The organism is Cohnella sp. GCM10020058, from assembly GCF_042683485.1.
In the GTDB taxonomy this organism is placed as follows: Bacteria; Bacillota; Bacilli; order Paenibacillales; family Paenibacillaceae; genus Cohnella.
In genome coordinates this window covers 650,762-676,543 of record NZ_JBHUJV010000009.1, presented here as the reverse complement: position 1 = coordinate 676,543, position 25,782 = coordinate 650,762, and the positions used below count along the sequence as shown (strand labels likewise).

At 62.4% G+C, this 25,782-nt stretch carries 18 protein-coding genes; 2 read left to right on the top strand and 16 right to left on the bottom strand.

Features of this window, described 5'->3' with window-relative positions:
* Positions 1–135 precede the first annotated feature (135 nt).
* From ACFSR7_RS18370 to ACFSR7_RS18315, 12 genes are all read right to left on the bottom strand, one after another.
* Positions 136–1,137 (bottom strand): Gfo/Idh/MocA family protein, encoded by a 1,002-nt coding sequence (locus tag ACFSR7_RS18370; protein ID WP_378164026.1) that lies wholly within the window; start codon positions 1,135–1,137, stop codon positions 136–138.
* A gap of 51 nt (positions 1,138–1,188) precedes the next feature.
* The gene (locus ACFSR7_RS18365) at positions 1,189–2,898 is read right to left on the bottom strand and encodes a hypothetical protein (protein WP_378164024.1); all 1,710 of its coding nucleotides are present in this window, start codon (positions 2,896–2,898) and stop codon (positions 1,189–1,191) included.
* A gap of 95 nt (positions 2,899–2,993) precedes the next feature.
* Positions 2,994–4,640, bottom strand: a complete 1,647-nt coding sequence (locus ACFSR7_RS18360) for an extracellular solute-binding protein (protein ID WP_378164022.1) — start codon at positions 4,638–4,640, stop codon at positions 2,994–2,996.
* A gap of 80 nt (positions 4,641–4,720) precedes the next feature.
* Positions 4,721–5,701: a carbohydrate ABC transporter permease gene (locus ACFSR7_RS18355; protein ID WP_378164020.1), complete on the bottom strand. Its 981-nt coding sequence runs from the start codon at positions 5,699–5,701 to the stop codon at positions 4,721–4,723.
* The gene (locus ACFSR7_RS18350) at positions 5,695–6,588 is read right to left on the bottom strand and encodes an ABC transporter permease (RefSeq protein ID WP_378164018.1); all 894 of its coding nucleotides are present in this window, start codon (positions 6,586–6,588) and stop codon (positions 5,695–5,697) included. The genes ACFSR7_RS18355 and ACFSR7_RS18350 overlap by 7 nt, the downstream gene beginning before the upstream one ends.
* A 164-nt stretch (positions 6,589–6,752) precedes the next feature.
* Positions 6,753–7,844: a beta-galactosidase BglB gene (gene bglB / locus ACFSR7_RS18345; RefSeq protein ID WP_378164016.1), complete on the bottom strand. Its 1,092-nt coding sequence runs from the start codon at positions 7,842–7,844 to the stop codon at positions 6,753–6,755.
* Positions 7,845–7,896: 52 nt separating this feature from the next.
* On the bottom strand, positions 7,897–9,066 hold the full coding sequence (locus tag ACFSR7_RS18340; RefSeq protein WP_378164015.1) for a trans-sulfuration enzyme family protein: 1,170 nt from the start codon (positions 9,064–9,066) through the stop codon (positions 7,897–7,899).
* 552 nt (positions 9,067–9,618) lie between these two features.
* Positions 9,619–11,541 carry a heparinase II/III domain-containing protein gene (locus ACFSR7_RS18335; protein WP_378164013.1) on the bottom strand — a complete coding sequence of 641 codons (1,923 nt, stop codon included), beginning with the start codon at positions 11,539–11,541 and terminating at the stop codon, positions 9,619–9,621.
* 531 nt (positions 11,542–12,072) lie between these two features.
* Positions 12,073–13,851: a sensor histidine kinase gene (locus ACFSR7_RS18330; RefSeq protein ID WP_378164011.1), complete on the bottom strand. Its 1,779-nt coding sequence runs from the start codon at positions 13,849–13,851 to the stop codon at positions 12,073–12,075.
* Between the two features lie 20 nt (positions 13,852–13,871).
* Positions 13,872–14,954: a glycoside hydrolase family 88/105 protein gene (locus ACFSR7_RS18325; RefSeq protein WP_378164009.1), complete on the bottom strand. Its 1,083-nt coding sequence runs from the start codon at positions 14,952–14,954 to the stop codon at positions 13,872–13,874.
* 36 nt (positions 14,955–14,990) lie between these two features.
* Positions 14,991–16,631, bottom strand: a complete 1,641-nt coding sequence (locus ACFSR7_RS18320) for a response regulator transcription factor (protein ID WP_378164007.1) — start codon at positions 16,629–16,631, stop codon at positions 14,991–14,993.
* Between the two features lie 63 nt (positions 16,632–16,694).
* Positions 16,695–17,561: a helix-turn-helix transcriptional regulator gene (locus ACFSR7_RS18315; RefSeq protein ID WP_378164005.1), complete on the bottom strand. Its 867-nt coding sequence runs from the start codon at positions 17,559–17,561 to the stop codon at positions 16,695–16,697.
* A 206-nt stretch (positions 17,562–17,767) separates the two neighbouring features.
* Here ACFSR7_RS18315 and ACFSR7_RS18310 point away from each other — a divergent pair, with 206 nt between their 5' ends.
* Complete coding sequence (locus ACFSR7_RS18310) at positions 17,768–18,598, top strand: phytanoyl-CoA dioxygenase family protein (RefSeq protein ID WP_378164003.1); 831 nt, start codon at positions 17,768–17,770, stop codon at positions 18,596–18,598.
* Between the two features lie 917 nt (positions 18,599–19,515).
* On the opposite strand, the gene ACFSR7_RS18305 is transcribed toward ACFSR7_RS18310, so the two are convergent.
* Positions 19,516–20,820, bottom strand: coding sequence for an HNH endonuclease (locus ACFSR7_RS18305; protein ID WP_378164002.1), 1,305 nt, complete (start codon positions 20,818–20,820; stop codon positions 19,516–19,518).
* A 281-nt stretch (positions 20,821–21,101) separates the two neighbouring features.
* Between ACFSR7_RS18305 and ACFSR7_RS18300 the strand changes: the two genes are divergently transcribed.
* Positions 21,102–21,737, top strand: coding sequence for a hypothetical protein (locus ACFSR7_RS18300; protein WP_378164000.1), 636 nt, complete (start codon positions 21,102–21,104; stop codon positions 21,735–21,737).
* 51 nt (positions 21,738–21,788) lie between these two features.
* On the opposite strand, the gene ACFSR7_RS18295 is transcribed toward ACFSR7_RS18300, so the two are convergent.
* The 3 genes from ACFSR7_RS18295 to ACFSR7_RS18285 form a co-directional block, all read right to left on the bottom strand.
* On the bottom strand, positions 21,789–24,254 hold the full coding sequence (locus ACFSR7_RS18295; protein ID WP_378163998.1) for an ATP-dependent DNA helicase: 2,466 nt from the start codon (positions 24,252–24,254) through the stop codon (positions 21,789–21,791).
* A gap of 162 nt (positions 24,255–24,416) precedes the next feature.
* Positions 24,417–24,701 carry an alpha/beta-type small acid-soluble spore protein gene (locus ACFSR7_RS18290; protein WP_378163996.1) on the bottom strand — a complete coding sequence of 95 codons (285 nt, stop codon included), beginning with the start codon at positions 24,699–24,701 and terminating at the stop codon, positions 24,417–24,419.
* Between the two features lie 110 nt (positions 24,702–24,811).
* Positions 24,812–25,726, bottom strand: a complete 915-nt coding sequence (locus tag ACFSR7_RS18285; RefSeq protein WP_378163994.1) for an ABC transporter substrate-binding protein — start codon at positions 25,724–25,726, stop codon at positions 24,812–24,814.
* Between the last annotated feature and the right edge of the window lie 56 nt (positions 25,727–25,782).

The following is a 25,782-nucleotide window of genomic DNA, read 5'->3' as shown; positions in this document are numbered from 1 at the left end:
GCGATTCTCCCGTCCGACGGTGTCGGTCTCATTATGGAAGCGCTATCGCCATCATTCTAACACAATGTTCGGGCCCGGAGTGTGCTGCCTTCCGCCGTTTCCAGCACTGTCAGCAATACCCGCTTCAGGACCTTTTTACAACCGGATCGACCGGCCCTCGTCCGCCGATTCATTCGCCCTCACGACCAGCTCTAGCGATCTGGCCGCATCCGCGTAAGAGGAGCGGATCCCCGACGTATCGCCGGAACGCACCGCTTCGAGGAAAGCGGCCGCTTCGTCCACGTACATGTTCTCCTCCGGAAAATGCGCGGACACCTCTTCGCCGCGAAAATCCCCGTACAACCGGCTGCCCAGGCGGGACAGATCGACCGTGAGGCGATAATCCCGGCCCAGCAGCTCGATCTCAACCCGCGGCCGCTCCACGCCCCACGAATGCGTATGCGATTGGATCGTCCCGCGCGCATATGCCAGGTTGACGACGAAGTTGTCCTCAACCGTGTAGTCCGCGCTCTTGGGCCGCTGCACGTTGGCGCCGAAGGCGTGGATCGCTTCGATCTCGCCGCCCTGCGCGCCCGCGATATATCTGGCGGCGTCGATCAGGTGAATCGCCTGGTCGAACATCGGTCCGCCGGACCTGGACTTGTCGAGCAGCCAGCGCGGGGTAGGCGCTTCGGGCAGGCCGGCGGCGCAGGCATGCACGCTGCGCACGATCGGTACCGGCGCGCCGCTGCGCGCGATCAGCTCCCTGGCCATAGCGACGGCTCCCGCATAGCGGTACATAAATCCGACCGCGCATACGATGCCGCTCTCGCGGACGATCGCCGCGATCTCCTCCGCCTCGCTTACCGACCGCGCGGGCGGCTTCTCGACGAAGCAGGCGATGCCCCGCTGCGCTGCCTCGTGGATCGGGCCCTTGCGCACCCCCGGCGGCGTGCAGACGAACACCGCGTCGAGCGGCGTGCGCTCGAACAGCAGCCGGTAATCCGTAAAGGGCTCGGCGCCGTATTCTCCCGCGATCCTGGCCGTTTTGTCGGCGTCCGTACCGCAGACGGCGGCAATGCGGACGTCGTCCCCTTTGACCAGATTGCCGATATGCCTTAAGCCGATTACGCCAATGCCGATAATGCCGATGTTCATGAAAAGCGCCCCCTTCTTGTCATGCCAAACCGCGTTCATTCACGCCGTTCGCTATTCTTCCTTGCACCCCGGCTCGTCGAATGCAATGCCGCGAATCCGCAGCGTCGCATCGGTCGGCGTGCTCCAGTTGACCATCACGGCACGCGTGCGCGCGTCGGGCGGGTCATTGCGCATCGCGATCTCGTCATGCTCGTCCGCGCCGCCTTCAATGCGGATGCCGTATCTGCCGGACCTGTACACGGCCGCGCCGCCCGACAGTCGCATGGTCATGGGCCCGGTCGCTTCGAGTCCTGCCCCGCTCAGTTCGCCTTCCTCCGGCGGGAACAGGCAGACGGCCTGCAGATAGATGCCGCGAGGATCGTCCGAGACGACCCGCATGTCCAGCCCGTCCTCCAGCAGGGTCAGCTCGATGTCGACGGACGTGCGCACGGTGCCGATCCGGCGCCGCAGATGGTTCGGCATGTCGACGTAGCGGCCGCCGGCGTGCAGCGTATGCTCGTCCGCGAGCGGGCCGAAGTAGCAGCCCTCCAGCTCCGCGCGTAGCAGGTAGCGGTCGCCGCCGAGCGGCTCGATGCCCGGAAAAGAGACCGCGCCGGCGCCGAACCAGCCGATGCCGAGCTTCAGTCCGAGCAAACGCGCCTCGCCGTATTGGACGTACAGGCATTCCGCCTGCCCCGCCATGGCGGTGACGCTTAGCGGCCCCCGCCGATGCCGCAGGACAGGCGCGCCGTGCGGATGCTTGACGACCGGGCCCAGATAGGGCACGCGGTCGGGGACACGAGCGAGATTGCCTTCGCCGAGCAGCACGGTATAACGCTCGTTCGGCGGCGCAGCGGAGACCGTCGGCGTCATCCGCTCCGGCATGAGCATCCAGTGAAGCAGCGCCACGCTCCCGCGCGGCGCCGTCCGGTCCGCGGCCGCCGCGAGCGCGGCCAGCTCCGGGTCGCGCTCGCGCGCGGCGATCAGGTGAAACGCCACGTAGTAGCGGTCGTCCATACGGGCCACCTGCCCGAAATCCTGGCGCCCGGAATATTCAGTCGCGAGCGTGTCCCCCGGATGGAGCATGTAACGCATCATCCGCAGCGTGCTCGCCGACGCGGCCAGCGCAGGCGCATAATTGAACACCATGCCGACGTCATAGAGGTAATAAGCGCAAATCGCGTTGTAGATCGAATTGCTCCGCTCGGTCCACTCGCCGTAGTCGGTAATGTCCAGGCCTTCGTTTAGAAATTCAAACGCCCGCTCGCGGTACGCCAACCCGCCGAACAACTCCTCCATTTTGGCAAGCGCCGACGCCATCACCCAGCGGTGATTGGGCGTATGAATGCCGCCCTCCAGCAGCGCGGGCGAGGCCTGCCGCAGAAACGTCAGAACGGCGTTCGTCGCCTTTGCCGCCCCTTGTCCCGCATCCTTCAGCAGCAGCTGTGCGACAAGCGCGACCAAATGCGACGTGAACGCCGTGTCGGGCGGCGAATCGATGTTGCAGTTATAGAGCGATACGTTGCCGCTCGGCAGCTGAATGCCCAGCAGCTCGTCGGCCGTCTCCTCGAGCGCAGCCAGCAGCGCCGGATCCCGATAACAGGGCGATTGCTGCTGGCAGTAAAGCACGGCCAGCAGCGTCAGCCGGCTCAGCTCCCGTCCCTGAACCCTCTTTTTGCGGACGCTTCGCTTTTCGGCCTCCATCAGCTTCCATTCCTCCACGAGCCTCGCCTCCTGCAACCGGACGAGCTCGGCGATCCGCGCTTCGGCAGTCGTTTGCATACGCCTCCTCCTTCCCGCCCGAGGACAGACAGAAGGACGGACGGTTCGCGGACCGGTCCGTCCTTCGGCCTGCCCCGGGCATGCGCCCCAAGCGTTTATTCGTTCGTCGTCTTCCAGTTCATGGCGACCAGGTTCTGCGTCACTTCGGCGTCGTATTCCTCGCCGCCGTTTTTCTTCCAGCCGGACACGACGTTCTCCCATTCCGCGTCGAAGTCCTTGGCGATGACCGCCTTGGAGAGCGCGTCGTACAGGAACTTCGTGATGTTGGCGACGCTCTTGTCCGACACCGGCCGCGGCGTGTCGATGAGCGGACCCTGCTTGCCGAACTTCTCGAAGGATTTGAAGTAGGGGTCAAGAATATCGGCGATCTCGTCTGGATTCGGCTCGTTGGCGAACTGCTTCTTCATCTGATCCTTCGTCGGATTGCCCATGTAGCCTTGGGTGAGCAGGTTCAAGTCCTTGAAGTACCAGTCGATCTCCTCCGCGTTTTTGACCGGATCGATCGCCACGTACAAGCCGTCCTCCTCCTTGAAGTGCACGCCTTCGATGCCCGCCTGGACGAGCTTGATGTTTTTGGCCAGGACGTTCAGGTACTTGACTGCGGCCGCCGGATTTTTGGACGACTTCGGAATCATGTTAAGCAGGCCGTATACGTTGGCCTCGGTCATCGCCTGCGTGCCGTTCGGCCGCACGAGGGGATCGAGCGTCACCCATTTCGCTTCAGGCACCGTTTTGCGCGTTTCCTTGGTGACGGTCCACGGGTCCTCGTTCGAGTCCATGAAGCCGGCTACGCCGGACGTGTAGTTCTGGATGAACTGCTGCGAGTTGACGTCGGTGACGAATTCCTTGGAAATGAGACCTTCCTTGTACAGCTTGTTCAGGAAGCGGAAGAACGCCTTGCCTTCATTCAGCGCGACTGCGGAGTGGAACGTGCCGTCCGCGAAATTGCCGCTCGGCATATACATCTCGGTGGCCGGGCCGTCGATCGCCACGCCCGCGCCCCACATCGGGCCGAAGAAGAAGCCCTTCATACCCTGCGAGATCGCCGGCAGCGCATACGGCACGACGTTGTCCTTGCCGACGCCGCCCGGGTCCTTTTCCTTGAACGCCTTGAGGGTTTCGTACAGCTCGTCGAGCGTCGTCGGCGCTTTCATGCCAAGCTTGTCGAGCCAGTCCTGGCGGATTTTCATGTTAGAAGCCGCCGCCGTGCTCATCCGCATCGCCGGAATCGCGTAGCGCTTGCCTTTGTACGTGCCCGCGACCTCAAGCGATGGAGCGATCAGCTTTTTAATGTCCGGGCCGTACTGGTCGAGCAGGTCGTCCAGCTCCCACAGGCCGCCCTGCTCCGCCCATTTGAACATGGCGTTCATATCGTACGTGATAATAATGTCGGGGCCGCCGCCGGACGCCATCCAGATGTTGTTTTTCTCGCTTTCCTGCGAGCGCGGCAGGATGACGTATTCGACGTCGAGGCCTTCCTTGCGGGCTTCCTCCTGCAGCTTTTTGACGATAACGGTGTCTTCGAGCTTCTGGCCGTTCGGCGAATTCGAGCGGTCCCACAGCGACACGCGCACCTTCTCCAGCTTGCCGTCTCCCGCCTGCGTCGCGCCGGACGTGCCGCCGGTCGCGACAGCGCTCGATGCGCCGCTGTTGTCGTTATTGCCTCCGCATGCCGCGAGCGGCAGCGTGACCAGCGCGATCGCCAGCGCCGTCTGCAATCCCTTTTTCCAACTCCCCATCATTCCGGTTGCCTCCTCGGTAATCTAGACTGAAGTAGCGCTATCGTGAACCCGAACGGCGCGGCGCCGCGCGATCCGGACGTTCAACCTTTTACGGAGCCGAGCATCGAGCCTTTGACGAAGTACTTTTGCAAAAACGGATACACGATCAGGATCGGCACGGTCGCGACCACGATGACGGCGGCCTTGAGCGATTCCTGGATGACCGTGAACTTGCTCTCCATCGTCATCTGCTCCAGCGACGTATCCATTTGCGACAGCAGCAGGATGTTGCGAAGCTTCGCCTGCAGCGTGAGCAGGTCGGGATCGTTGATGTAAAGCACCGCGCCGAAGTAGGCGTTCCAATGGCCGACCGCATAGAACAGGCCGATCGTCGCCAGCGACGCTCCGGACAGGGGAAGCACGATCCTGATCAGATAGCGCATGTTGCCGCAGCCGTCCATGACCGAGGCCTCCCGCAGCTCGTCGGGAATCGTCTGGAAAAAGCTTTTCATGATGATGACGTTAAACGCGCTGATCAGGCCCGGTATGATGAGCGCCCACAGCGTATCGAGCAGATGGAGCGACTTGACGACGAGGAAGAGCGGGATCATGCCGCCGCTGAACAGCATCGTGACGACCATAAACCGCATGAAGATTCCGCGGCCCTTGAGATCCCGGCGGGACAGCGGATAAGCCGTAATGATCGTGAACAGCAGGTTCAGCGTCGTGCCGACGACCGTCAGGAAGACGGTGACGAACAGCGATCGCATGACCGAGCTGTCGGCCAGAATCATCTTCATCGAACCGGTCTGGAACTCGACCGGCCACAGCAGTACTTTGCCCGTCTGGATCGCGGTGCTGCTGCTAAAGGCATTTGCAAGCGTATTCAGAAAGGGAAACAGGCAGATAAACGTAAATACGATGAGCGCGCTGTAAACCAAGATGTCGAAGACGAGTTCGCCGGGCGTGCGCTTGGCCTTCCTCGGACGGGTCGCCGGAGCGGGCCGGGCGAGTTCGCCCGTCGACTTCGCCTCGCTGCTTGCCGAGCTGCTTCCCGAGCTGCTTGCGGTGCCGCCTACCATAGTCCCTCGCCTCCCGCCCTTTTGGCAAAATGGTTGGCCGCGACGACAAGGCATAGATTAATGACCGACTGCACCATGCCGACCGCCGTCGTCAGCCCGAATTCGCCCTGCTTGATGCCGACGCGGTACACGTACGTGCTGATGACCTCGGATACGTTGCTGACGACTGAATTGGCCAGCGCGAGCGGCTGCTCGATGCCGATCGACACCATGTTGCCGACGGCGAGGATGAACAGGATGACGATCGTCGGCATGATGCTCGGCAGCGTGACGCTGGCGATCTTGCGGATGCGGCCCGCGCCGTCGATAGACGCCGCCTCGTACAGCGCCGGATCGATCGCCGTGATCGCCGCCAGGTAGATGATCGTCCCCCAGCCCGCGCTCTGCCAGACGGCCGACAGCGTGTAGGTGATGATCCACCACGTCTGGTCCGCCATGAAGTAGATTTCCTTCATGCCCAGCCAGCGAAGAATCTGGTTGACGACGCCGTACTTCGGCGACAGCACCGCGTACACGATGCCGCCGAGCACGATCCAGGACATGAAGTGGGGCAGATAAAGCATCGACTGCGATATTTTCTTGAGCGACCGGGACCGCACCTCGTTCAGCATGAGCGCGAGCAGAATCGGCGCCGGGAAGCAGACGATCAGCCCTAGCAGATTCAGCAGCAGCGTATTGCGCGTGATCCGGAAAAACTCGGGGATCGAGAACATCTCCCGAAAGTTGGCGAGTCCCGACCAATCGCTGCCCCAGAGGCCCCGGAACAGATTGTAGTCCTTAAAGGCGATGACGAGCCCGCCCATCGGGACATAGGCGAAAACGATGAAAAAGACGGCTGCCGGCCCGAGGAGCAAATAAAGATCATAGTTTTTTTTCCATTCCTTCACGGTCCGCTCCCTCCCTGCGAAATGCCGAAGCGTTCGGCGGCTTAAGATGTGGCTGTGGAGACGAATGATGCTGAGCCTATCGATGATGCTGGTTTTGTCGATGTTGCTGATTTTAGTGTAGAGAGGTTTGTAAGCGTTTTAAATGCGGAAAATTGGACGTTTTATTAGATTTCTTGCACCGGTTCGGCCGCATGCTTGAGACTCTCCGCCAGCATGAGCAGCGCCATCGATTGACCATACGGCATCGGACAACGGGGAATTTGCCGGTAAAAGTCCAGCGTGTGCCCCATCCGCGTGCCGTAGGACACGTCATGCACGGCACCGTCCGCGTCGATCCGTCCGACGACGGCTTGCAGCGCGCGCAGGCCCGGCTCCCTGTACCGCGCGTCCAGATAGCCTTTGCGCACCGCCTTGAGCAGTCCGTAGGCGAAGCCCGCCGTCGCCGACGTCTCCTCGTACGAGGACGGGTCGTCGAGCAGCGTGCGCCACATGCCGGACGGCTCCTGAAGCTCCGTCAGCTTGGCCGCCTGCCGATCGAGCGAGGACAGCAGGAAGCGCCGCACGCCCGGCGATACGTCCACGATGTCCAGGTAGTCGACCAGGCCGGCCGTATACCAGGCGTTGCCGCGCCCCCAGCGCGCCCGGGCGAAGTTATGATTCTCCTTGAACGTCCAGCCGTGGAAAAACAGGCCGGTCTCCGTATCCGTCAAATATTTCAGATGCACGAGAAACTGCCGCACGCTCTCCTCCACGTAGTCTTCGCGCTTCAGCAGGACGCCCATGCGCCCGAGGAACAGCACCGTCATGTACAGCGTGTCGTCCCACAGCTCGCCCTCGTTCGGGCTGTCCACCGCCGTATGGGCGATGCCGGACTCCGGCGTGCGGGGCATGCGGACGGCCGCATAGTCGGCCCATTCCTCGCAGACTTTTAGATAATCCGCCTTGCCGGTCTCCTCGTAAAGGTAGCTGAGGGTGAGCAGCGGGCACATGGTATTCACGTTTTTGCCGGGCAGTCCGCGCGCGAGATGGCGGTCGAACCAGGACGTCAGATAATCGAGCAGGCCGGGGTCGCCGGTTTCCTTGTAATACAGGTAGAGGGAAAACAACCCCACGCCCTGCGACCAGTCCCACACGTCCATCGAGATGATGCTGTCGGCCGTATCCTCCTGAATCGCCACCTTCAGTCCCCGCATGCCCGCGATGACCCGCTCGATCAGCGCTTGCGCCTCCTGCCTGTCCAGCTGCCGTGCAATCATGGCTTCCACTCCCGTTTTGGATGTTTGTAGGTCTGTATGTTGAAATTAGGCCTTAGGCCCGCCCACGGAGCATACCCGCCAACGCTTGATCGATATCGGCCGTCAATGCGTCCGCGTCCTCCAGCCCGATCGAGAGACGGACGAGCCGCTGCGGCATTCCCGTCCGCAGCGACGTCTCCTCGTCGATGCCGAGCCCCGGCGTGTTGACGAGACTCTCGAAGCCGCCCCAGCTCGGCCCCTCCTCGAACAACGCCAAGCCTTTGACGAAGCCGACGATCTGCTCCCGCGTGCCCCGCGGCACGAAGCTGAGCAGGCCGGTGCAGCCGCTCATCTGGCTGCGGGCCAGTTCATATTGAGGGTGGCTCGGCAGGCCCGGATAGAGCACCCGCTCCACGAGCGGGTGCGTCTCGAGATGCGCGGCGATCCGCATCGCGCTCTCCTGATGCTGCTTCATCCGCAGCGGCAGCGTGCGCAGCCCCCGGATGAGCAGCCACGCCTGATGCGGATCCATCGCCGCGCCGAACAGCCCGCGCTCCTCGTGCGTCACGCGCTCCATCCGCGCCCGGCTGCCGACCATGACGCCCGCGAGAATATCGCTGTGACCGCCCATATATTTGGTCGCGGAATGCACGACGATATCGATCCCGAAGGCGATCGGATTCTGGTAGAGCGGCGTCGCCCACGTGTTGTCCGCGATCGTCGTCGCGCTATGCGCCTTCGCCAGCGCCGCGACCGCGCGCAGGTCCTGCAGCGTGAATACGTTAGACAGCGGCGTCTCCAGGTAGATCGCCCGCGTATTCGGGCGGAGCGCAGCCTCGATCTCGCCAACGTCGGTGCCCGATACGAACGTCGTTTCCACGCCGAACCGCTTCATGTAAACGTCGAGAAATCCCTTGACCGGCGGATATACATTCAGCGGGCAGACGATATGGCAGTCCTTCTCCATGACGCTCATGAGCGCCGCGGAGATCGCCGCCATGCCCGAGGAGAAGCAGCGAGCCGCCTCCGCCCCCTCCAGCGCCGCGATCTTCCGCTCCGCGATCTCGGTCGTCGGATTGGCGACGCGGGTGTAGGTGTAGCCATGGTTCGCCGTCTTGCGCGTGAACAGCGTATTTTGAAAAATCGGCGGCACGATCGCGCCGAGATGACGGTCGTAGTCGTCGCCGAGATGCAGGCAGATGTCCTGCTTGGCTCCCCATCCGCCTCCAGTAACCTCGTCCATTTTCTTCGCCTCCTGTCGCGGTCTGCTTGAGTAACTATGCTTTACATTGCCGCGTCCGCCGTAACGTACGCCTTGCCGTCAACCCTACTGCAGACCATGCTGCTTGCCGTTTTAACGGTATCCCCTTCGCACAGGAAGGCCGCCGGCATTCTCGCGCTCGCGCTGCAACTGCACAAATCTCGCTTACAGCAGGCTCTGCCCACCCTACCTGTGCTGCAACCGCACAAATCTCGCTTACAATCTGTGTTCAGTAATGAGTAGTGTGGGAGTAGAGCGCTAAATTGCAGTTACAGCGACGCTGGGACGTTTAATGTGAACTGTAGGAGCAAATTTTGCGGTTACAGCGATGTTGCGACGTTTTGCGGTTACAGCGGTGTTGCGGCGGCTAATGCGGACTATAGCGGCAATTCTTGCTCCTACAGCTTTACAACGCCCGCAAACGCAGACCAATTGCTTCAAATTCTGCTGCCATGGCACTCCGAGCCCGGTGTGCCGCCTCGGTTCCTGACTGAAGGGGATACTGTTCAAACGCCGCGGAACCCGCCTTTGTCCCTATCCCGACAGCGGTGCGGGCAGCTCATCTTTAATCTTCGGTTTCCAGCTATACGTGGCCTGAAACTTCGCTTCCCGACCCGTCCGCCGGACCAGCACGCCCCAGCGGAGCTTGTCGAGCCGATGCTCGTAGCCCTTGAACAGGTAGACGGAAGTGCCGGCCGCGCCCGTCATCAAGAGCGTGACCTGTTTGTCGGCGAGCGTCCATACCGCCTCCCAGTCGCCGTCGACGTCGCAGCACGCCGTTTCCAGCATGAGCGAATAGCCGTCCTCGACGCCCGGCGGCTCGCAGGGCGCGAATGCAAGCGTAGAGCTGAACTCGCCCGCGCAGTGGAACAGCCAGTCGAATTCGTGCGCGCCCCCATGGCCTGCAGCGGGCCTCACCTCGAACTCGTCGTGCAGCCGGTCCGCCTCCAGCCGAAGCGTACGTGCGAAGCTGATACCCGGATATACGTCGTCCGCGGATACCGCGCACAGGTTGCGCTGCGCATCGAACCGGTCCATGCGGCCGTTCGGGCGATAAGGTTGGTTGCGCCGGTCGACCATCAGCGAGTTGTGCGCGATCGTCTTGCGCTGCCACTCCCTGAAGAGTGCCGATCCGTACCCGCTGTTGGAAGGGTCCCGCGACACGATCTCGTCTTTCACGAACAGCTCGAAGTTCATGATGTCCGCATGCGCATGACCCTCGATCACATAGCCGTACTTGAGAAAAACCGACGCCTCCCCGGCATGCAGCTGGGCAAAGTAAATATCCTTGTCGTAGCGCGACAGTCCGTCCGGCAGACCGTTCCCGGCAGGCAGCCCGTCGAAACGCTCGTTTTCCCAGTCCCGACCGAACAGCAGCCGCGCGAGACCGCCGATATTGGCGCCGGGATGCGCCTTGTTCGGCTCGTCGTAGCTGCGCGACAGCGCGTAGCGGAACGGCACTTCATCCTGGACGGCGCGGATCCATTCGTACTGGTGGGCGTAGTTGCCGAACCGCAGCAGCGGCCAGCCGTCGTTCGGATTCGGAAACTCGCCGCTCGCGAAGGCATATTTGACCGGGTAGCGGTACATCCGCAGCAGCGCATCCTCGAGAATCGGGAAGTCGTAGCCGTACAATTTGCAAAACGCCAGGTAATAGGTCATCCCCTCGGCGCAGTAGAAGTGGTAGTGGAAGGAAGCCTCGTACCAGAAGCCCTCGGGCAGCAAGCCCTCGGCCAGCTTGCGCTTGATGCCGTGCTCGCCTTCGGCGGCCCGTTCGCACCAGATCGTCTCGCCGAAAAACAGGCCGATCATGCCCGCCGCCGCTTTCATCCAGCAGATGATGTTGGGCGTCACCCCCACCTTCTCGATGAGGAAGGCCGCCTCGGGAATGAAAAAGGTCTGCTTGTAATGCTCCGTCTCTTCGTCCGTGAATGCATCCTTGACCAGCTCCATGCCGTTGAGCAGCCAGATGACCGCCACGCCGTCCGTCAGGTCGCAGCCGGTGAACTTGCCCTCTTGACCGGGAGGCGTACGCACCTCGAAGCTGCCATAGTTGTCGCACAGGAAGCCGAGCACCTTGCGGATAAACGCAAGATAGGCCGGGTCGCCGTACAGGTTGTAAAGCACGGCCGCGTGAAACACTTGGGTGCAGGCAGAGGTTCTGTATATATAGCACCAGGCATCGTCCGCTTCCTGGGCGGCGCGTAGCTCGCCGCAGCCGCTGCAGCGGTGCTCGCCGGGCTTGCCGGGATCGAATAGCAGCGCGGCGAAACATTTGTCGCAAAAATAATGGTGTCCCCAGCCCGCGACGCGCGAGGCGTCGTCGGCATAATGGGCGACCCACCAGTCCGTATCCGGCTTGAAGCCCTCCACGATCCCCCGGGCCCAATCGAAGTTCACGATCTTGTCCCTTACCGCCTGCCAGTCCTCCACCATCTTCTTCGTGCGGTTCGTCATCGGCTGCACTCCTTCGCGTAGCCTTGCGTCCGGCAAGGCCGATTCGACAGGCGCGGCCCCGGGCCGCTCCGCGGCGGTCGGCGGGGCGGGCTCGGGGCCGCGTCTGCGCAAGCTTATTTTCGCAATTGGCGGAAGCGCTTACTATGGGGTGATTTTGCGATTATATTAGCTATTTTGACTTTGTGGCGTCGGGGCGGGGACAATTGATTCGTTTTTGAAAAGAGGGGGACAGGGCCGATTGGGATCAGTGCGCGATTGGGCGCATCAATTAGTGCCTTATTGCGCTTATCGCTGGGCAGTTGAGCTGCCAGATGGGGACGATAGTGCCCGAATGTGCTTATCTCCAGGTGGATGAGCGCTTTGATGGGGACGATAGTGCCCGAATGCGTTTATCTCCGGGCTATTGAGTGGTTAGATGGGTGCGATGGTGCTCAAATGCGCTTATCTCCAGCGATTGAGTGGTTTGATAGGGACGTTTGTGCCCAAACGCGCTTATCTCCAGGTGGACGAGCGGGTTAGACCCGTCTCTGCCTACCCATCCCGCCGCACCGCCGGCAGCCTGACCGTTACGGTCGTCCCTTCGCCCGGGCGGCTCGCAATAGAAAGTCCGTAGGCATCGCCGTGCAGAATCCGGATGCGCTTGTGCACGCTGATGACGCCCACGTTGGTATGCTTGCCCGACCCTTCGCCCGCTTCCCCGTACAGCTCGGGGCGCAGCAGCCGCTCCACCTTTTCCCGCTCCATGCCTACGCCGTTGTCGGACACCTCGAGCACAAGATCCCCGTGCTCCGCCCGGCAAGCGATGCGAATCAGCGCCTTGCCCGGCTTTTCCTCGATGCCGTGTACGATCGCGTTCTCGGCGAGCGGTTGGAGGATGAACTTCGGGACGCGGCAATCGGTCAGCGCCGGGTCGTCGTCGATCCGCACCTCGATCCGGTCCCCGTAGATGATCTGGTGGATGGCGAGGTATCTGCCGACGAATTCGAGCTCCTCGCCGAGCGTGATATCGTCGCCCTTTTTGCCCAGACTCTCGCGCAGCAGCCTCCCCAGCAGGTAGATCAGCTCGCCGATCTCCTCCTCGCCCTTGAGCTTGGCCATGCTGTAGATCGTCTCGAGCGTGTTGTACAGGAAGTGAGGGTTCATCTGCGCCTGCAGCGCTTTGTAATCGAGCTGCAGCGAGCGGTACTCGGCCTGCTGGACGAGCATCTTCTCGCGATAGACCGAGTGGAACAGATCGTCGATCTTCTCGGCCATCGAGTTGAACCTGGCGGCCAGCATGCCGACCTCGTCGCGGCTGCGGGGAACGATGATCTCATGCTTGGAGTCGAGCGTGAACTTGGACATGCTCTGGAGCAGCAGGCGGATGTTCGCGGTAATACTCTTGGAGATCCGGGCGGCCATGAGAAAAGCGAGCAGCAGCGCGGTCAGCAGCGTGCCGATCGTCCAGTATTTGAGACTCTCGGTTCCGCGCGTAAGACGGCCGACGTCGATGATCTGCACGATTTTCCACTTGTCGTAATCCGTGGACAGGACGCTCGATATATAATGCTTGCCGCCGTACTCGAAGTCGCTCTTGGTCTTGCCCGACAAGTACAAGTTCTGGTCCAGATAATGCTCGGCGGCGCCGCTGAGCGCGCCCGAGACGAACAGCTGGTCGAACTCGTTGAGGATAAGAACGTCCCCGTCCATCAGATTCTGGACGTTTGCCAAGATATCGCCGACGTAGTCGCTCTCCAGGCCGATCGCGATAACCCCGACGTAGCTCGACGTCTCGATATCGTACAGCGCCTTCGCCATGTAGAGGGTATCGTCGCCGTCCCTGAACCAGAGCGCTCTCCCGCGCATCTCCTGGACCTGCGCCAGATCGATCCGTGCCATCAGATCCTCGCTATCCTGCACGGCCTTGCGCTTGATGGAATACGGCCGTCCCGCTGCATCCAGGATGGAGACGGACCGGTAATAGTCCTCGAAAAACAGGAGATCGCTCAGAAAGTCGTTAATGTACCTGTTGCGCGCGTACGCCTCCGCTTCGCTGTCCGGCTCCCGGCTGAGCGTCTGGCTGAGCGAGGAGTTACGGAATTGCTGGAAGGCCGCCTGCTCGACGTCCGTCGTCAGCTTGTCGACGTTGATGCCGATCTGGCCGATCAGATACTGCGAGAACTCGCCCGAATTGCGCTTGATGACCCCGAGCGACACGAAATAGTTGATGCCGCTGATGAGCGATACCGTAATCATGACGATAACCGTAAACGCGAGCAGGAACTTCGTCCTGAGCTTCGCGTCCGCATATAAGCGTCTAAGGCTCCGCAAAGCGATCACCGTCCCGGTCGTTATTGCGGATCGTCGACATGGTGAAGCCCCTCCACCAGCATGAGCAGCGCCATCGACTGGCCGTACGGCATCGGACAACGGGGCACGGTCCGGTAAAAGGACTTGGTCGTTCCGAGCCGCGTGCCGTACGACACGCCCTGCACCCGCCCTTCCGCGTCGATCTGCCGGATGACAGCCCGCATCGCGGACATGCCGGCGGCGCGGTATTCTTCGCTGATATAGCCTTTGCGAACCGCCTTCAAAATGCCGTAGGCAAAGCCGGCCGTCGCGGACGTCTCTTCGTAGCTGTCCGGATCGTCGAGCAGCGTGCGCCACATGCCGTCGCCGGTCTGCCATTCCGCGAGCCGACGGACCTGCTGTTCCATCGAGGCGATCAGATACATCTCGATGCCGAGCGGGAGCTCGACGATATCGAGATAATCGACCAGGCCCGCCATGTACCAGGCGTTGCCCCTTCCCCAGAGCGCGCCTGCGTAATGGTCCCGGCGGTCGAACGACCAGCCGTGATAAAACAGCCCCGTCTCCCGGTCGGTCAAATATTTCAGATGGACGAGAAACTGGCGCACGCTCTCCTGCACGTAGTGCTCCCGCTTCATCGCCATCCCCATCCGTCCCAGAAACAGCACAGTCATGTACAAGGTCTCGCTACGCAGCTCCTCGGCGTTCAGCCCGTCCAGCGTCGAGTGCGCGATGCCAAACTCCCGCGTGCGCGGCATTTCTTCGGCCACATAGCTGACCCATTCCTCGCAGACGGCCAGATATTCGGGATTGCGCGTCTCCTCGTACAGGTAGCTTAGCGTCAAGAGCGGGCACATCGTATTGACGTTTTTGGGCGGCAGCCCCTCCCGGATGCGGTCGTCGAACCACTTGGTCAGATAGGCGAGCATCCGGTCGTCGCCCGTGTTTTTGTAATACAGATAGAGCGAGAACAAGCCCACCCCCTGCGACCAATCCCACTTCTCCATCGAAATGATGCTGACCGGCGTATACTCCTCGATCGCGATCTCCAGCCGCTGCATGCCCCCGACGACCTTAACGATCAGGTCCTCAATCTCCGCTCTCTCCGGTTGCACGGACGCCATCGCATTTCCTCCCCCGACTTTTGCGGCATTTAACGATTATTCGCTTCGGTTCTTGTACTCTTTGGGCGATACGCCCTCGACCTTCTTGAACACTTGGTAAAAGTAGGCGTACTCCTTGTACCCGACCATCTCGCCGACCTCGTTCACCTTAAGCCTGGGATCGCGCAGAAGACGCTTGGCAGCCTCGATCCTCGCCTTCACGACCAGATCGACGAAGTTGATGCCGGTCTCCGCCCGCAGCAGGCGGCTGAGATAACCCGAGCTAAGCCCGAAGTGGTCGGCGAGAGAGGTCAAGCTGATCGTTTCGGCGAAATGCGCGTTAATGTAGTCGATCGATTTTTTGACGACGAGGCTGTAGTCCTTGTCCCCGCCGTCCAGCTTGTCCTTGACTGCCCGGATCAAGGCTGCCACGTATTCGGAGGCCTCCTTCATGTCCGCCAGCCTGTACACGTCCTCCAGCATCTCGTCGATACTCTTGCCGAATCCGAGCTCGTCCCCCGTCGTCCGATAATAATAGCGCGCGGCGGCCAGGCAGATCTCCGACAGCAAGCCCTTCGCGACCCGGATGTTGCCCTCGCTGTACAGCTGGACGCGCGCTAAAAACCGCTCCAGGTGGCCGCCCATCTCCTCGGCCGTCGACTGCTCCAGCATCCGGTTGAACGTCTCCAGGTCCCGGACGATCGCGAACCGGCCGCTTTCCGTACCCGACTCGTCGGGCGCCGGCAGCAGGACGGGCTCCTCGGTGCGAAAGAAGCTCGTCTCCATCAGCGCGGAGGCTTCGGCGAACGCCTCGCCGAGCTCCTCCAGCCGCTTGTACGCATGGCTGACCGCCATGCAGCACGACAACCCGCGGCGCTCCCTGGCCAGCTCGATCAGGTCGTGGCAGAAGCTCTGCAGCTTCATCCGCAGCTCCCGCGGCGTGAGCGGCTTCGGGAACAGGCAGGCCAGCGCGAGGTCGTCGCGCACGCCGCCGTCGATCGTCTCGAAGTCGCGCCTGTCGGCGGCCGCTCTTGCCAGCGCGGCTACCTCGTCCCGCAAGCGCGGATCGATGCGCTGGCTGCCGTCTCCCCGCGCGGCGTCCGAAGCACGCTTCGAACGGACGACGACGACGGCGCAGCGGCTCCAGGTCACGCCGAGCTCCGCCGCTGTCTTCGCGAGCTCGTCACGGTCCGGTCCGCCGCCGCCGATCAGCTCGGAGACGAGCTTGCTGCGCAGCGTCGGCAGCGAGCTTTGGTGTCGCTCCGACAGCCGGCTGTACGCCGCTTCCCGCTCGGCGCGCCGGGACAGCTCTTCCCTTTCTCCTGCAATCTCGTCCACCGCTTGGGCGATGACGCGCTCCAGCTCGTCGTTGCGGATCGGCTTCACGACGATCTCCTTGACGCCGAGACTGAGCGCCCGCTTGGCGAACTCGAAGTCCTGATAGCCGGTAATGAGGATCGTCTTGGAGAGCGGCAGCGCCGCATGCATATGCGCGGCGAGCTCCAGTCCGCTGATGCCGGGAATCTTGATGTCCGTAATCAACAGATCCGGACGGCATTCGTCGATGACCCGCTTGCCTTCGACGCCGTCCATCGCCTGCCCGACGACGGTGCAGTTCAAGCGCTCCCAATCCACGGTACGCACGATCGACTGCAAAATCAGCGGCTTGTCGTCGATGACCACGACCGTCATCTTCATGGCAAATCCCTCCCCGCAGCGAATCTCATGTATTGGAACCGTTTGCAAAACGGGCTGCAATAGCTATTCCAAAGGCGTAGCCGCCGGCGAACGCTTGCGGTATCCGCTCGGCGACGTCCCGCTGTAAGCCTTGAACAGCTTGCTGAACGAGTACAAGTCGGCATAGCCCAGCGTATCGGCGATCTGCGTGACCGGCAAGTCGGACTCCGCAAGCAGCAACCGGGCCCGTTCCATGCGCAGTCCCGCCGCATAGGACTTCAGCGTCCGGCCGGTATGGCGCTTGAACAGCTGGCTCAAGTATCGCTGCGAAACGCCGGCCTCCTCGGCAACCGCCTCCAGGTCGGCCTCGGCCCAAGCGCCTTGCCTGAGCGAGTCGCTGGCTCTTCGCACCAACTCCCGGTGACGCATGGACGCCCTGCCGGCGGGCAGCGTCTCCCGCTCGCTCCGGTACAGCTCCAGCAGAAGCAGCTTGACCGTATAGTCGAACTCGATCTCCGCCCAGAGCGGCGGCATGTCTTGCAGCTCCAGCAGCCTGCCCATCAGCGCCTCGAAGCGCGCGCCGTCGTGCACCTCCACCCGCCTGCATGGGGGCGAGAAGCTGCCGGCCTTCTCGTCGTCGACAGTGGTGCGGAAGTGGCAGTAAATGACCGTCAGCCGGTCGTCCGGATGCTGCTCCACGTCGATCCGGTCGCCGGGACGCAGCGTGAAGCAGCATCCGGAGGCGATCGGATACCGGCTGCCGTTGACGGTCATGATGCCGGTTCCCGCGAGCACATGCCAAAAATCGTAATCCGGCATCGCCTGCACATGCCAGCTCCAGCCAGGCTCGCAGCGCGCCTTGCCCATGATGCGGCCCGGTCCGAACGCGACGCCCGACAGCGGACGGACGTCACGGACGGACGTGTTTTCCCCGTTTGTTCCCGATTCCATGCCGCCGCTCCCTTCCGGCGCCATCCGTCGGGCGCACGAGGTTCGTCCTTTGCCTAACATTATACAGAAGCCCGGAGCATCGGGAAGGCTTTCCGCGGATTAATTTCATGCGTTGCGTTTTCATACAAATCGGCTCCGCTCGCTCCATTCCGGCGTTTCCGGTGAGCCGCTATACTTGGCTGCAAAGACCAAAAGGAGTGATCACGATGAGTCTTAAGCCGCTCGATCCCCAGGAAATTAACGAAAAGCTATACAAGCACCGCTGGATTCACGACGCGCTGCCGGGAATAGAAAACCTTCGCGACGAAGATTATCTTCATTACCGCACGCAAGGCTTCATCGCCGTATCCGACATTTTGAGCGCCGCCGAGGTGTCGGAATCGTCCGATGCAATCGTGCGCATTATTTTTAACCCGGACACGCAGGCGAAGGTCCAATTCACGAAGCCGCAGCGCGAGCTGAAGAATGACACGGAGCGGGAGCTTGCCGTCCGGAAGGTGTACGAGTTCGTCGGACACGACGAACAGCTGCGCGCCATGGCTTACCATCCCAACATCCTGTCCATCGTCGAGAAGCTGCTCGGCGGAAAAGCGAAGCTCGTGCAGGATATGGCGCTGCTCAAGCCGCCAACGGGCGGCGGGGAAAAGCCCTGGCACCAGGACATGGCGTACGGTCCGCTGGCATTTCACCAGGCCGTCGTCGGCGTCTGGATCGCGCTGGATGCGGCCGGCCTGGATAATGGCTGCATGCACGTCATCCCGCGCTCGCAAATGTCCGGCGCCGTGCCGCACTACGCCGTGCGGGACTGGCAGCTGTGCGACGAGGCGGTGCCCGTGGAGCGCGACGTCGCCGTGCCCCTCGCGCCGGGCGGCGCTCTCTTTTTCCACGGCCTGCTCTTCCACGGCACCCCGAACAACACGTCCGACAAGCGCAGACGCGCCCTCCAGTTCCACTACGCCCTGGAGACGTCCGACAAAATGTCGCCGCAGGAATACAAGCGCGTGTTCACTAACGAGCTGACAGGCGCGGAGTGCTGATCGTGAAGGATCGTTGAAACAAAAATAACAGCCGTGCGCCGGACGCGCCTCTTGGGGCTCGGAAACCGTCGCACGGCTGTTTAATTGCAGGGAGCTGTCTTGTATAGCGATAGGAGGCGCGGTCCGGCAATGTGGCGCTGTACAGCGTTACTTTGTGCTGACGGGGGCAAGATCCGGCAATGTAGCGCTGTATAGCGCTACTTGGAGCTGGTTGGTGGATCGAACCGGCAATGTAGCGTTATACAGCGTTACTTTGAGCTGACGGGAGTCGCGGTCCGGCAATGTAGCGTTGTACAGCGTTACTTTGGGCTGGTTGGTGGCTCGAACCCGCCATGTGGCGCTGTACAGCGCTTCTTTGGGCTGATTGGTGGATCGAACCGGCAATGTAGCGTTATACAGCGTTTCTTTAGGCTGGCGGGGTGCAAGATCCGGCAGTGTGGCGCTGTACAGCGTTACCTTAGGCTGACGGGAGGCGCGGTCCGGCAATGTAGCGCTGTACAGCGCTACTTAGAGCTGGTTGGTGGCGCGAACCCGCAATGTAGCGCTGTACAGCGCTACTTAGAGCTGGTTGGTGGCGCGAACCGGCAATGTAGCGTTATACAGCGTTACTTTGGGTTGACGGGAGTCGCGTTCCGGCAATGTAGCACTGTACAGCGCTACTTTGGGCATGCGGGGGGGCAAGATCCGGCAATGTAGCGCTGTACAGCGTTACTTTAGGCTGACGGGAGGCACGGTCCGGCAATATAGCGCTGTACAGCGCTACTTGGAGCTGGTTGGTGGCGCGAACCGCCATGTGGCGCTGCTCAGCGTTACTTCTTGCCGGCGGGAGACGGTCTCGCTACCGAAAAAACAACCGCCAGGGCTGCTGCCCCGGCGGTTGTCGTCATTGATCCGATTCGGTAGTCGCTTCGTATTCGCTATTCCAGAGGCTTGACCGGGATGCCCGCCGCCACGAACTCGTCCAAGTCGCGGTTGGCCTTGGTCTGGTTGCACAGATTGCAGGCGCAGACGCAGTTGTCCGGAGTCGTATGCCCGCCCTTGGAGCGCGGCAGCAGATGGTCGATCGTGTCGCCGTAATCGCCACAGAAGTAGCAGGTATACTTGTCCCGGTTCAAGATCATGAGCCGGAAATCCCGGTTGCTGAGCAGCCTGCGGATCGTATGACGGTTGACGACGACGGCCGCGTGCTCCCGCACCAGCGTGACCGCCATCTCCAGGTCGATCTCCTGGTACCAGCCGCGCCCCTTGTCGGTTCGGCCGCGCATGCGGACGAAGCCCTCCCGTGTCGCCTGAAGCTGCGACGCGTCATGCGGGTCTATGCCGCGCGCCGCGCCGCCCGGCGCGCTCGCCCGGGCGCGGGCCGAGCCGCGCGGCTGGACCCGCGGCACGGTCTCGCCGGCCGTCGCCGCCTGGCGCGGCTTGTCCTGCTGCAGCCTCGCGGCGGCCGCCTTCGGCTGCGGCGAGGCCGCCCGTGCGGGCGCTGCCTGCGCTGCCGGCAGCACGGCGTCCTCCGCCGGCTGCTGCTGCGCGGCAGCCGCGCCGCCGCGGCCCTTGCGCCGGCCGCGGCGCTTGCGCTTCGGCGCGCCGGCAACGGCTGGCGCCGCCGGCTCCTCCGCAGGCCCCGCGGGCGCGGCCTGCTCCGGCGCAGCCTGCGCGAGCGCGCCCGACGCGCTGGCCGCACCGCGCTTGCGCCGGCCGCGGCGCTTGCGCTTCGGCGCGCCGGCAGCCGCTGGCGCTGCCGGCTCCTCCGCAGGCGCCGCGGGCGCGGCCTGCTCCAGCTGCTGCGCATCGCCGACAGCAGCCGCAGCCCCTCCGCGCCGCCGCCGGCGCTTGCGCGTGGGACGCGGCGCCTCCTCGGGCGCGACGGCGAGCGCGGCCGCCTCGTCGAGCGCAGCCTCAGGCGCGGCCGCAGGCAGCCCGCGTCGGCGCCGGCCGCGCTTGCCGCCCGGCGCCACGCCTTCAGCGAAGCCGCCTGCGGGCAGGCCTGCCTCTGCCGATGCGGCAGGGGCGTCCGTCTCGCCAAGCGCGCGATCTGCGCCGGACGCCGCCGCGGGCAGGGACGCCCTGCACTGCTTGCAGATGCCCCTTCGGGCGTTCGCTCCCGCCCGCCGTCCGGACCTGCGGCGGAACTCCGATATCGGTTTAAGCTCGAAGCAGCTCACGCATTGCTTCAATTCCGCGGACGCCGCCTGGCTCTCAGGTGTCGATGTCGGCTTGCTCAACGCTGTCAGCTCCGTATCTCGTTAGAAGTGTTATGTCCATTATACTTGATTTGCCAACGTTTGGCTCGGCTGGCCCATACATCTCGCGAGGCCTCGGTCTACGCGCCCTCCCTCAAGCCTCCCCGTTACCGTCCCTTCTCGTACCTCCGCGTCACACCTCGGCATTACATTTCGCATGACTGCGGTAACTTACCAATTACTGCATCTCTGTGCCACAATATGCCATAGTCGAGCCCGCTTCGCGGCGTTCGAGACGGAACGAATGAAGGAGAGATCGAAGCATGAAGTTCAACAAAAACGCGCTGCGCCTGACTGCGGCAGCGGCGCTGGCCATCGCGCTGATCGCGCCCGGCGCGGCCCAGGCGGCGAACGCCGTCGTCAAGACCGACAGTGAAAAGGGATTCGCCGCCCTGCAGGTCGGCAACCGCGTGTTCGTTCACGACAGCGAGAAGCAGCTGTTCCAGACGAACGGCAAATTCCACGACGGCAAGCTCATCGACCTGTTCACGCTGCCCTACGGCCCCGCGACGATCCCGCTGATCCTCGTTTACAACGACAAGGCCGGCTTGACGGTGTTCAGCGACCTGTGGCCCGAGTTCGCCAAAGGCAAGGAAACAAATACGACCGAAGAGTACATGAGCGGCCATATTTCGTTCAAGCCGATGAAGAAAGCCGCCAACCGAACGAACCACAACTATGCCGAGCAGGTCGGAGATACGGTGCACGTGTATACGGCCAATGACTTTGGCGATCTGAAAAAAGGCTATCATGAATCCTATGCGGTCAAAGGCACGCTGCGCGGCCTGATCCTGTACGATTGCTGTCCGTACGCGGTTCTCGAGAGCCCTGACGGCGGGCTGGACGTCTACCATGCCGGCAAAGAAGGTCCGATGAAGGCGGGACATATCAATCTCTAAAATGACGGATCCGCAGACCCGGGCCTTTGCGCTTCGCTGCGGATTTTTTTCTCACCCACCCGGCCCGCCGCCGTCGGCCCCCCACTCCTCCGGCAGCAGCCGCCGGTAAGGCGCGCGTCGGTACCGGTCGTCGATCAACATCAGCACGCCACGGTCGTTCTCGGTCCGGATCAACCTCCCGCCGGCCTGCAGCACCTTGTTCATGCCGGGATAGACGTAGGCATAGTCGAAACCCGGCAGGCCGGCGTCATCGAAATGCTTCCGCATCAAATCCCGCTCGAAGCTCGGCTGCGGCATGCCCACCCCGACGACCGCCACGCCCTGCAGCCGGTCCCCCGCCAGGTCGATGCCTTCGGAAAAGACGCCGCCCAGCACGGCGAAGCCGATCAACGCCGCCTCGTCATCGGCCTCGAAGGCGGCAAGATAAGCGCCGCGTTCTTCCTCGGTCATATCCGGCCGCTGCGCCATCGTGCGCCAGACGCCCCCGCCCTGCTCGAGAAAGGTCTCGTAAACCGCATTCAGATAGGCATAGGAAGGGAAGAAAAATAAATACCGGCCGGGTCTGCCGGAGAGCAGCTCCAGCAATCTCGAAGCGATCCGACCGCGGCTCGACTCCCGGTCCGCGTACCGGGTGGACAGCGGGACGATCTTCGTCTCCCACTGCTCGGTCCGGAACGGCGAAGGCACCGAGACCGAATAGTCCGTCTCCTCCGCGCCGATAAGATCCATGTAATAACCGAGCGGAAAAAGGGTTGCCGAAAAGCAGATCTGCGAGCGGTAGCCTTTGCGCATCTGCCGCAGCAGCCGCGAAGGGTCCATGCAAAACAGCTTGATCCGCACGTCGCCGCGCTGCCGCTCGGCGAATACGATATGTCTTTTCTCGTCGTACAGCTTGACGATTCGCATCCAGTGGACCGCCGCGAAATAGGCCTCGAGCAGCAACGCGTACGGATCCGCTTCGGCAGCCGGCGCATCCTCCGCATCCGCAGACGAAACGTCCGCCGCAGTAGAAGGGACCGCGATGTTGGAAGAGCCGGCGAGCGCGAGCGTCTCCCAGGTACGCAGGCCTTCGTCCGCTTCTGCGCCGCTTCGCTCCCTCCCGGCCAATGCAGTCTCGGCCGCTTCGGCAAACGACTCCACCGCCTCGTTCAGCGCTTCCGGCAAGCCCTCGGGCAGCACGAGAAAAGCGCCTTCGCCTTCGTCCCGCTTGCGAATGGCCAGCAATGCGGCGTCGACGGACTTGGCTGCGGCGCGCACGGCATTGTCCTTGCCTTTGAACGCGCGGACGAGATGCAGGAAGTCTCGCTTCGTCAGCTCGGCGGAGTACATCTCCCTTGCCCGATCGGGCAGATTGTGCGCTTCGTCGACCAGCAGCGCGCAGGCAGCCTTCCATTCGGCGGCCACTCGCTTAAGGGAGATGCGCGGATCGAAGATATAGTTATAATCGCAAATGACGGCATCGGCGACGTAGGCGGCCTCCAGCGACATCTCGAACGGACAGACCCGGTGCTTGGCCGCGTAGCGCAGCAACTCGTCCTTGCCTATCAACGTCTCGTTCGACAGCAGGTCCAGGATCGCGCCGTTAATCCGGTCGAAAAAGCCCTCCGCATACATGCATATACCGCCTGCGCAGCCCTCGACCCCGGCTTGCCCGGCGGCTGCCGAGCATAGCTTGTCCTTGGCGGTGATCGTCACCGCATGCATTTGCAGCCCGCCGTCCTGCAGACGCCTCAGCGCGTCCTCGGCCGACGCGCGCGTCGTCGTCCTGGCCGTCAGGTAGAAGAGGCGCGACAGCTGGCCTGCGCCGATTGACTTCACGGCCGGATACAGCGTCGACATCGTCTTGCCGATGCCGGTGGGCGCTCTGGCGAAAAGTTGGTGCCCTGCCTCTATGCTGCGATAGACGGCGGCGGCAAGCTTCCGCTGGCCCGTGCGGTACGCGGGATACGGGAAAAGCAATCCCGCGATGCTCGCGTCCCGGGCGGTGCGATGCCGCAGCTGGAGCTCCGCGAACGGCGCATAACTGGCCACGTAGCCCTGGATGCGGCGTTCAAGCTCGGCGAAGTCGACCGTACGCTCGAAGGATCGCCGCGCGGCGCCTTCCCCTCCCGTTTCCACATACGTCATTCTCACCCGCATGCGGTCCAGGCCCTCGATATTCGCGTACATATACGCGTAGCAATAAGCCTGCGCCCAATGGACTTCAGGCGTCTCGGCCTCCGATAGCGGCAGGCTTCCGCCGGTGGACTTGATCTCCTCGATCGTGACGCCGCCGTCCTCGCCGGTCAGCAAGCCGTCGCATCTGCCCTCGATCGCAAACAGCAGCTCTCCCCACGGAATCTCTGCGCGCAGCTGCACTTCGCTGCGGTCCCGCTCCCCGTAAGCCTCCTGTATCTGCTGATGCGCCTTAACGCCATCCGCCATCGATGCCGTCTGACGAAAGCCGCTTGCCAGATCGCCGCTCCGCAGCGCGTATTCGACCAGCGGTCTCACCGCGATCGTGACCGTCCCCCGCATATTGCCGTCCCCCAAGCCGTCTTGCGTTTTTCTGCCGGAACACCTGTTCTCTCATTGTATCACGCAGGGGGCGGCATGGGAAAAGGCCGGCGATAAATTGGCACAAACAAACCCGCTCGGACGCGGAAGCGCCAGCGGGTTTGTCTTGGGGAGGGCGGAGCGTTAGGGCTGTTTTTCCGACAGCTTTTCCTGCGCCATTCGAATCATCTCGCGTACCATGGAGCCGCCGATCTTGCCGCCGATATGACCCGCGTCTTCGGTCGTGAGATGACCGTTGTCCCCGGGCGTCAGCGGCACGCCAAGCGACTTGGCGACCTCGTACTTGACGTCATCCGGATGCGCGGGATCCACCGCGTAGCCTTCCTTGCGCATGACCTCCGCCTTGAACGCATTGACGCCTTGCTCGGCGCCGGGGACGGCGAGCCGTCGCGACCTTCTTCTGGACATGCCTCGCACCACCTTTTCGTCGGATGATGCTAGCTTGCGCGTTCGCCGCGCCGTTATTCCCAAAAAGAAAAGGAGCGGGCAACAATTGCTGCCAGCCCCTCTTTAATCGCTTATTTGCTCAACAGGTCGACGACGTCATGCAGCTGCCACTTCAGTGCCGCGGCGCTGAAGTCGTTCCAGTGACCGCTGTCTACGAGGTACACCTGGTTTTTCTGAACGGCGGGGATGTTCTTCCAGGCCGAATTCTTAAGCGAATCGTACGTATCCTTGTCGGCTTGGCCGTCGACCATGATGAACAGGCGGTCGGCGTCGGCCACGTTAGCCGGTACGGCCTCTTGCGTAACTTCGGTCGTGGCGGTCAGCGTCTTGACGTGCTCGGTCGGCAGGAAGCCGAGATCGTCGTACAGCGGCGTGAAAACCTTGGTCGGGTGTTCGTAGATTTTCTTGCTCCAGAATTGGAGAATGCCGACCTTTTCGCCATCGGCAATTTTACCCTTGAGCTTTTCTTTGGCATCGGCGACTTCGGCCTTATAGCCATCCAGGAACGCCTGCTTCTGGTCTTCGATGTCAAGCAGCGCGGCCAGATCGTCCAGCTGCTCGTACGGCGTGCGGCCAAACGTCGTCGCGTAGGTCGGCGCGATTTTTTGCAGCGCGTCGACGACTTCGGGCTTGAAGTAATTGCTCACGATGATCAGATCGGGCGTTGCGGCGACGACCTTCTCATTGTCGGCTTCTTGATCGCCGACGCTAGGAATGCCTGCGATGGCTTCCGGATCGTCTTTGTACTTGTCCAGGTAGTAGTTGATCGTGCCGACCGGCTTGACGCCGAGCTGCAGCAGGTCGCCGAAGTTGTTGATCGCGACGACGCGCTGCGCCTTCACGGGCACCTCGATCTCGCGGCCCATGCCATCGGTGACTTTTTTTGTCGCTTCAGCGTTGTTGTCTTTGCTGCCACACGCGGTGACGACGCTGACGAGCAGCAGGATGAAGGTGAGGAGCAAGCCGGATTTGCGGAAGTTAGACATGTAAGTAATCTCTCCTTGGAGGTCGGTTGTTTGTATCTGTCGCTAGCGCTGCAAAA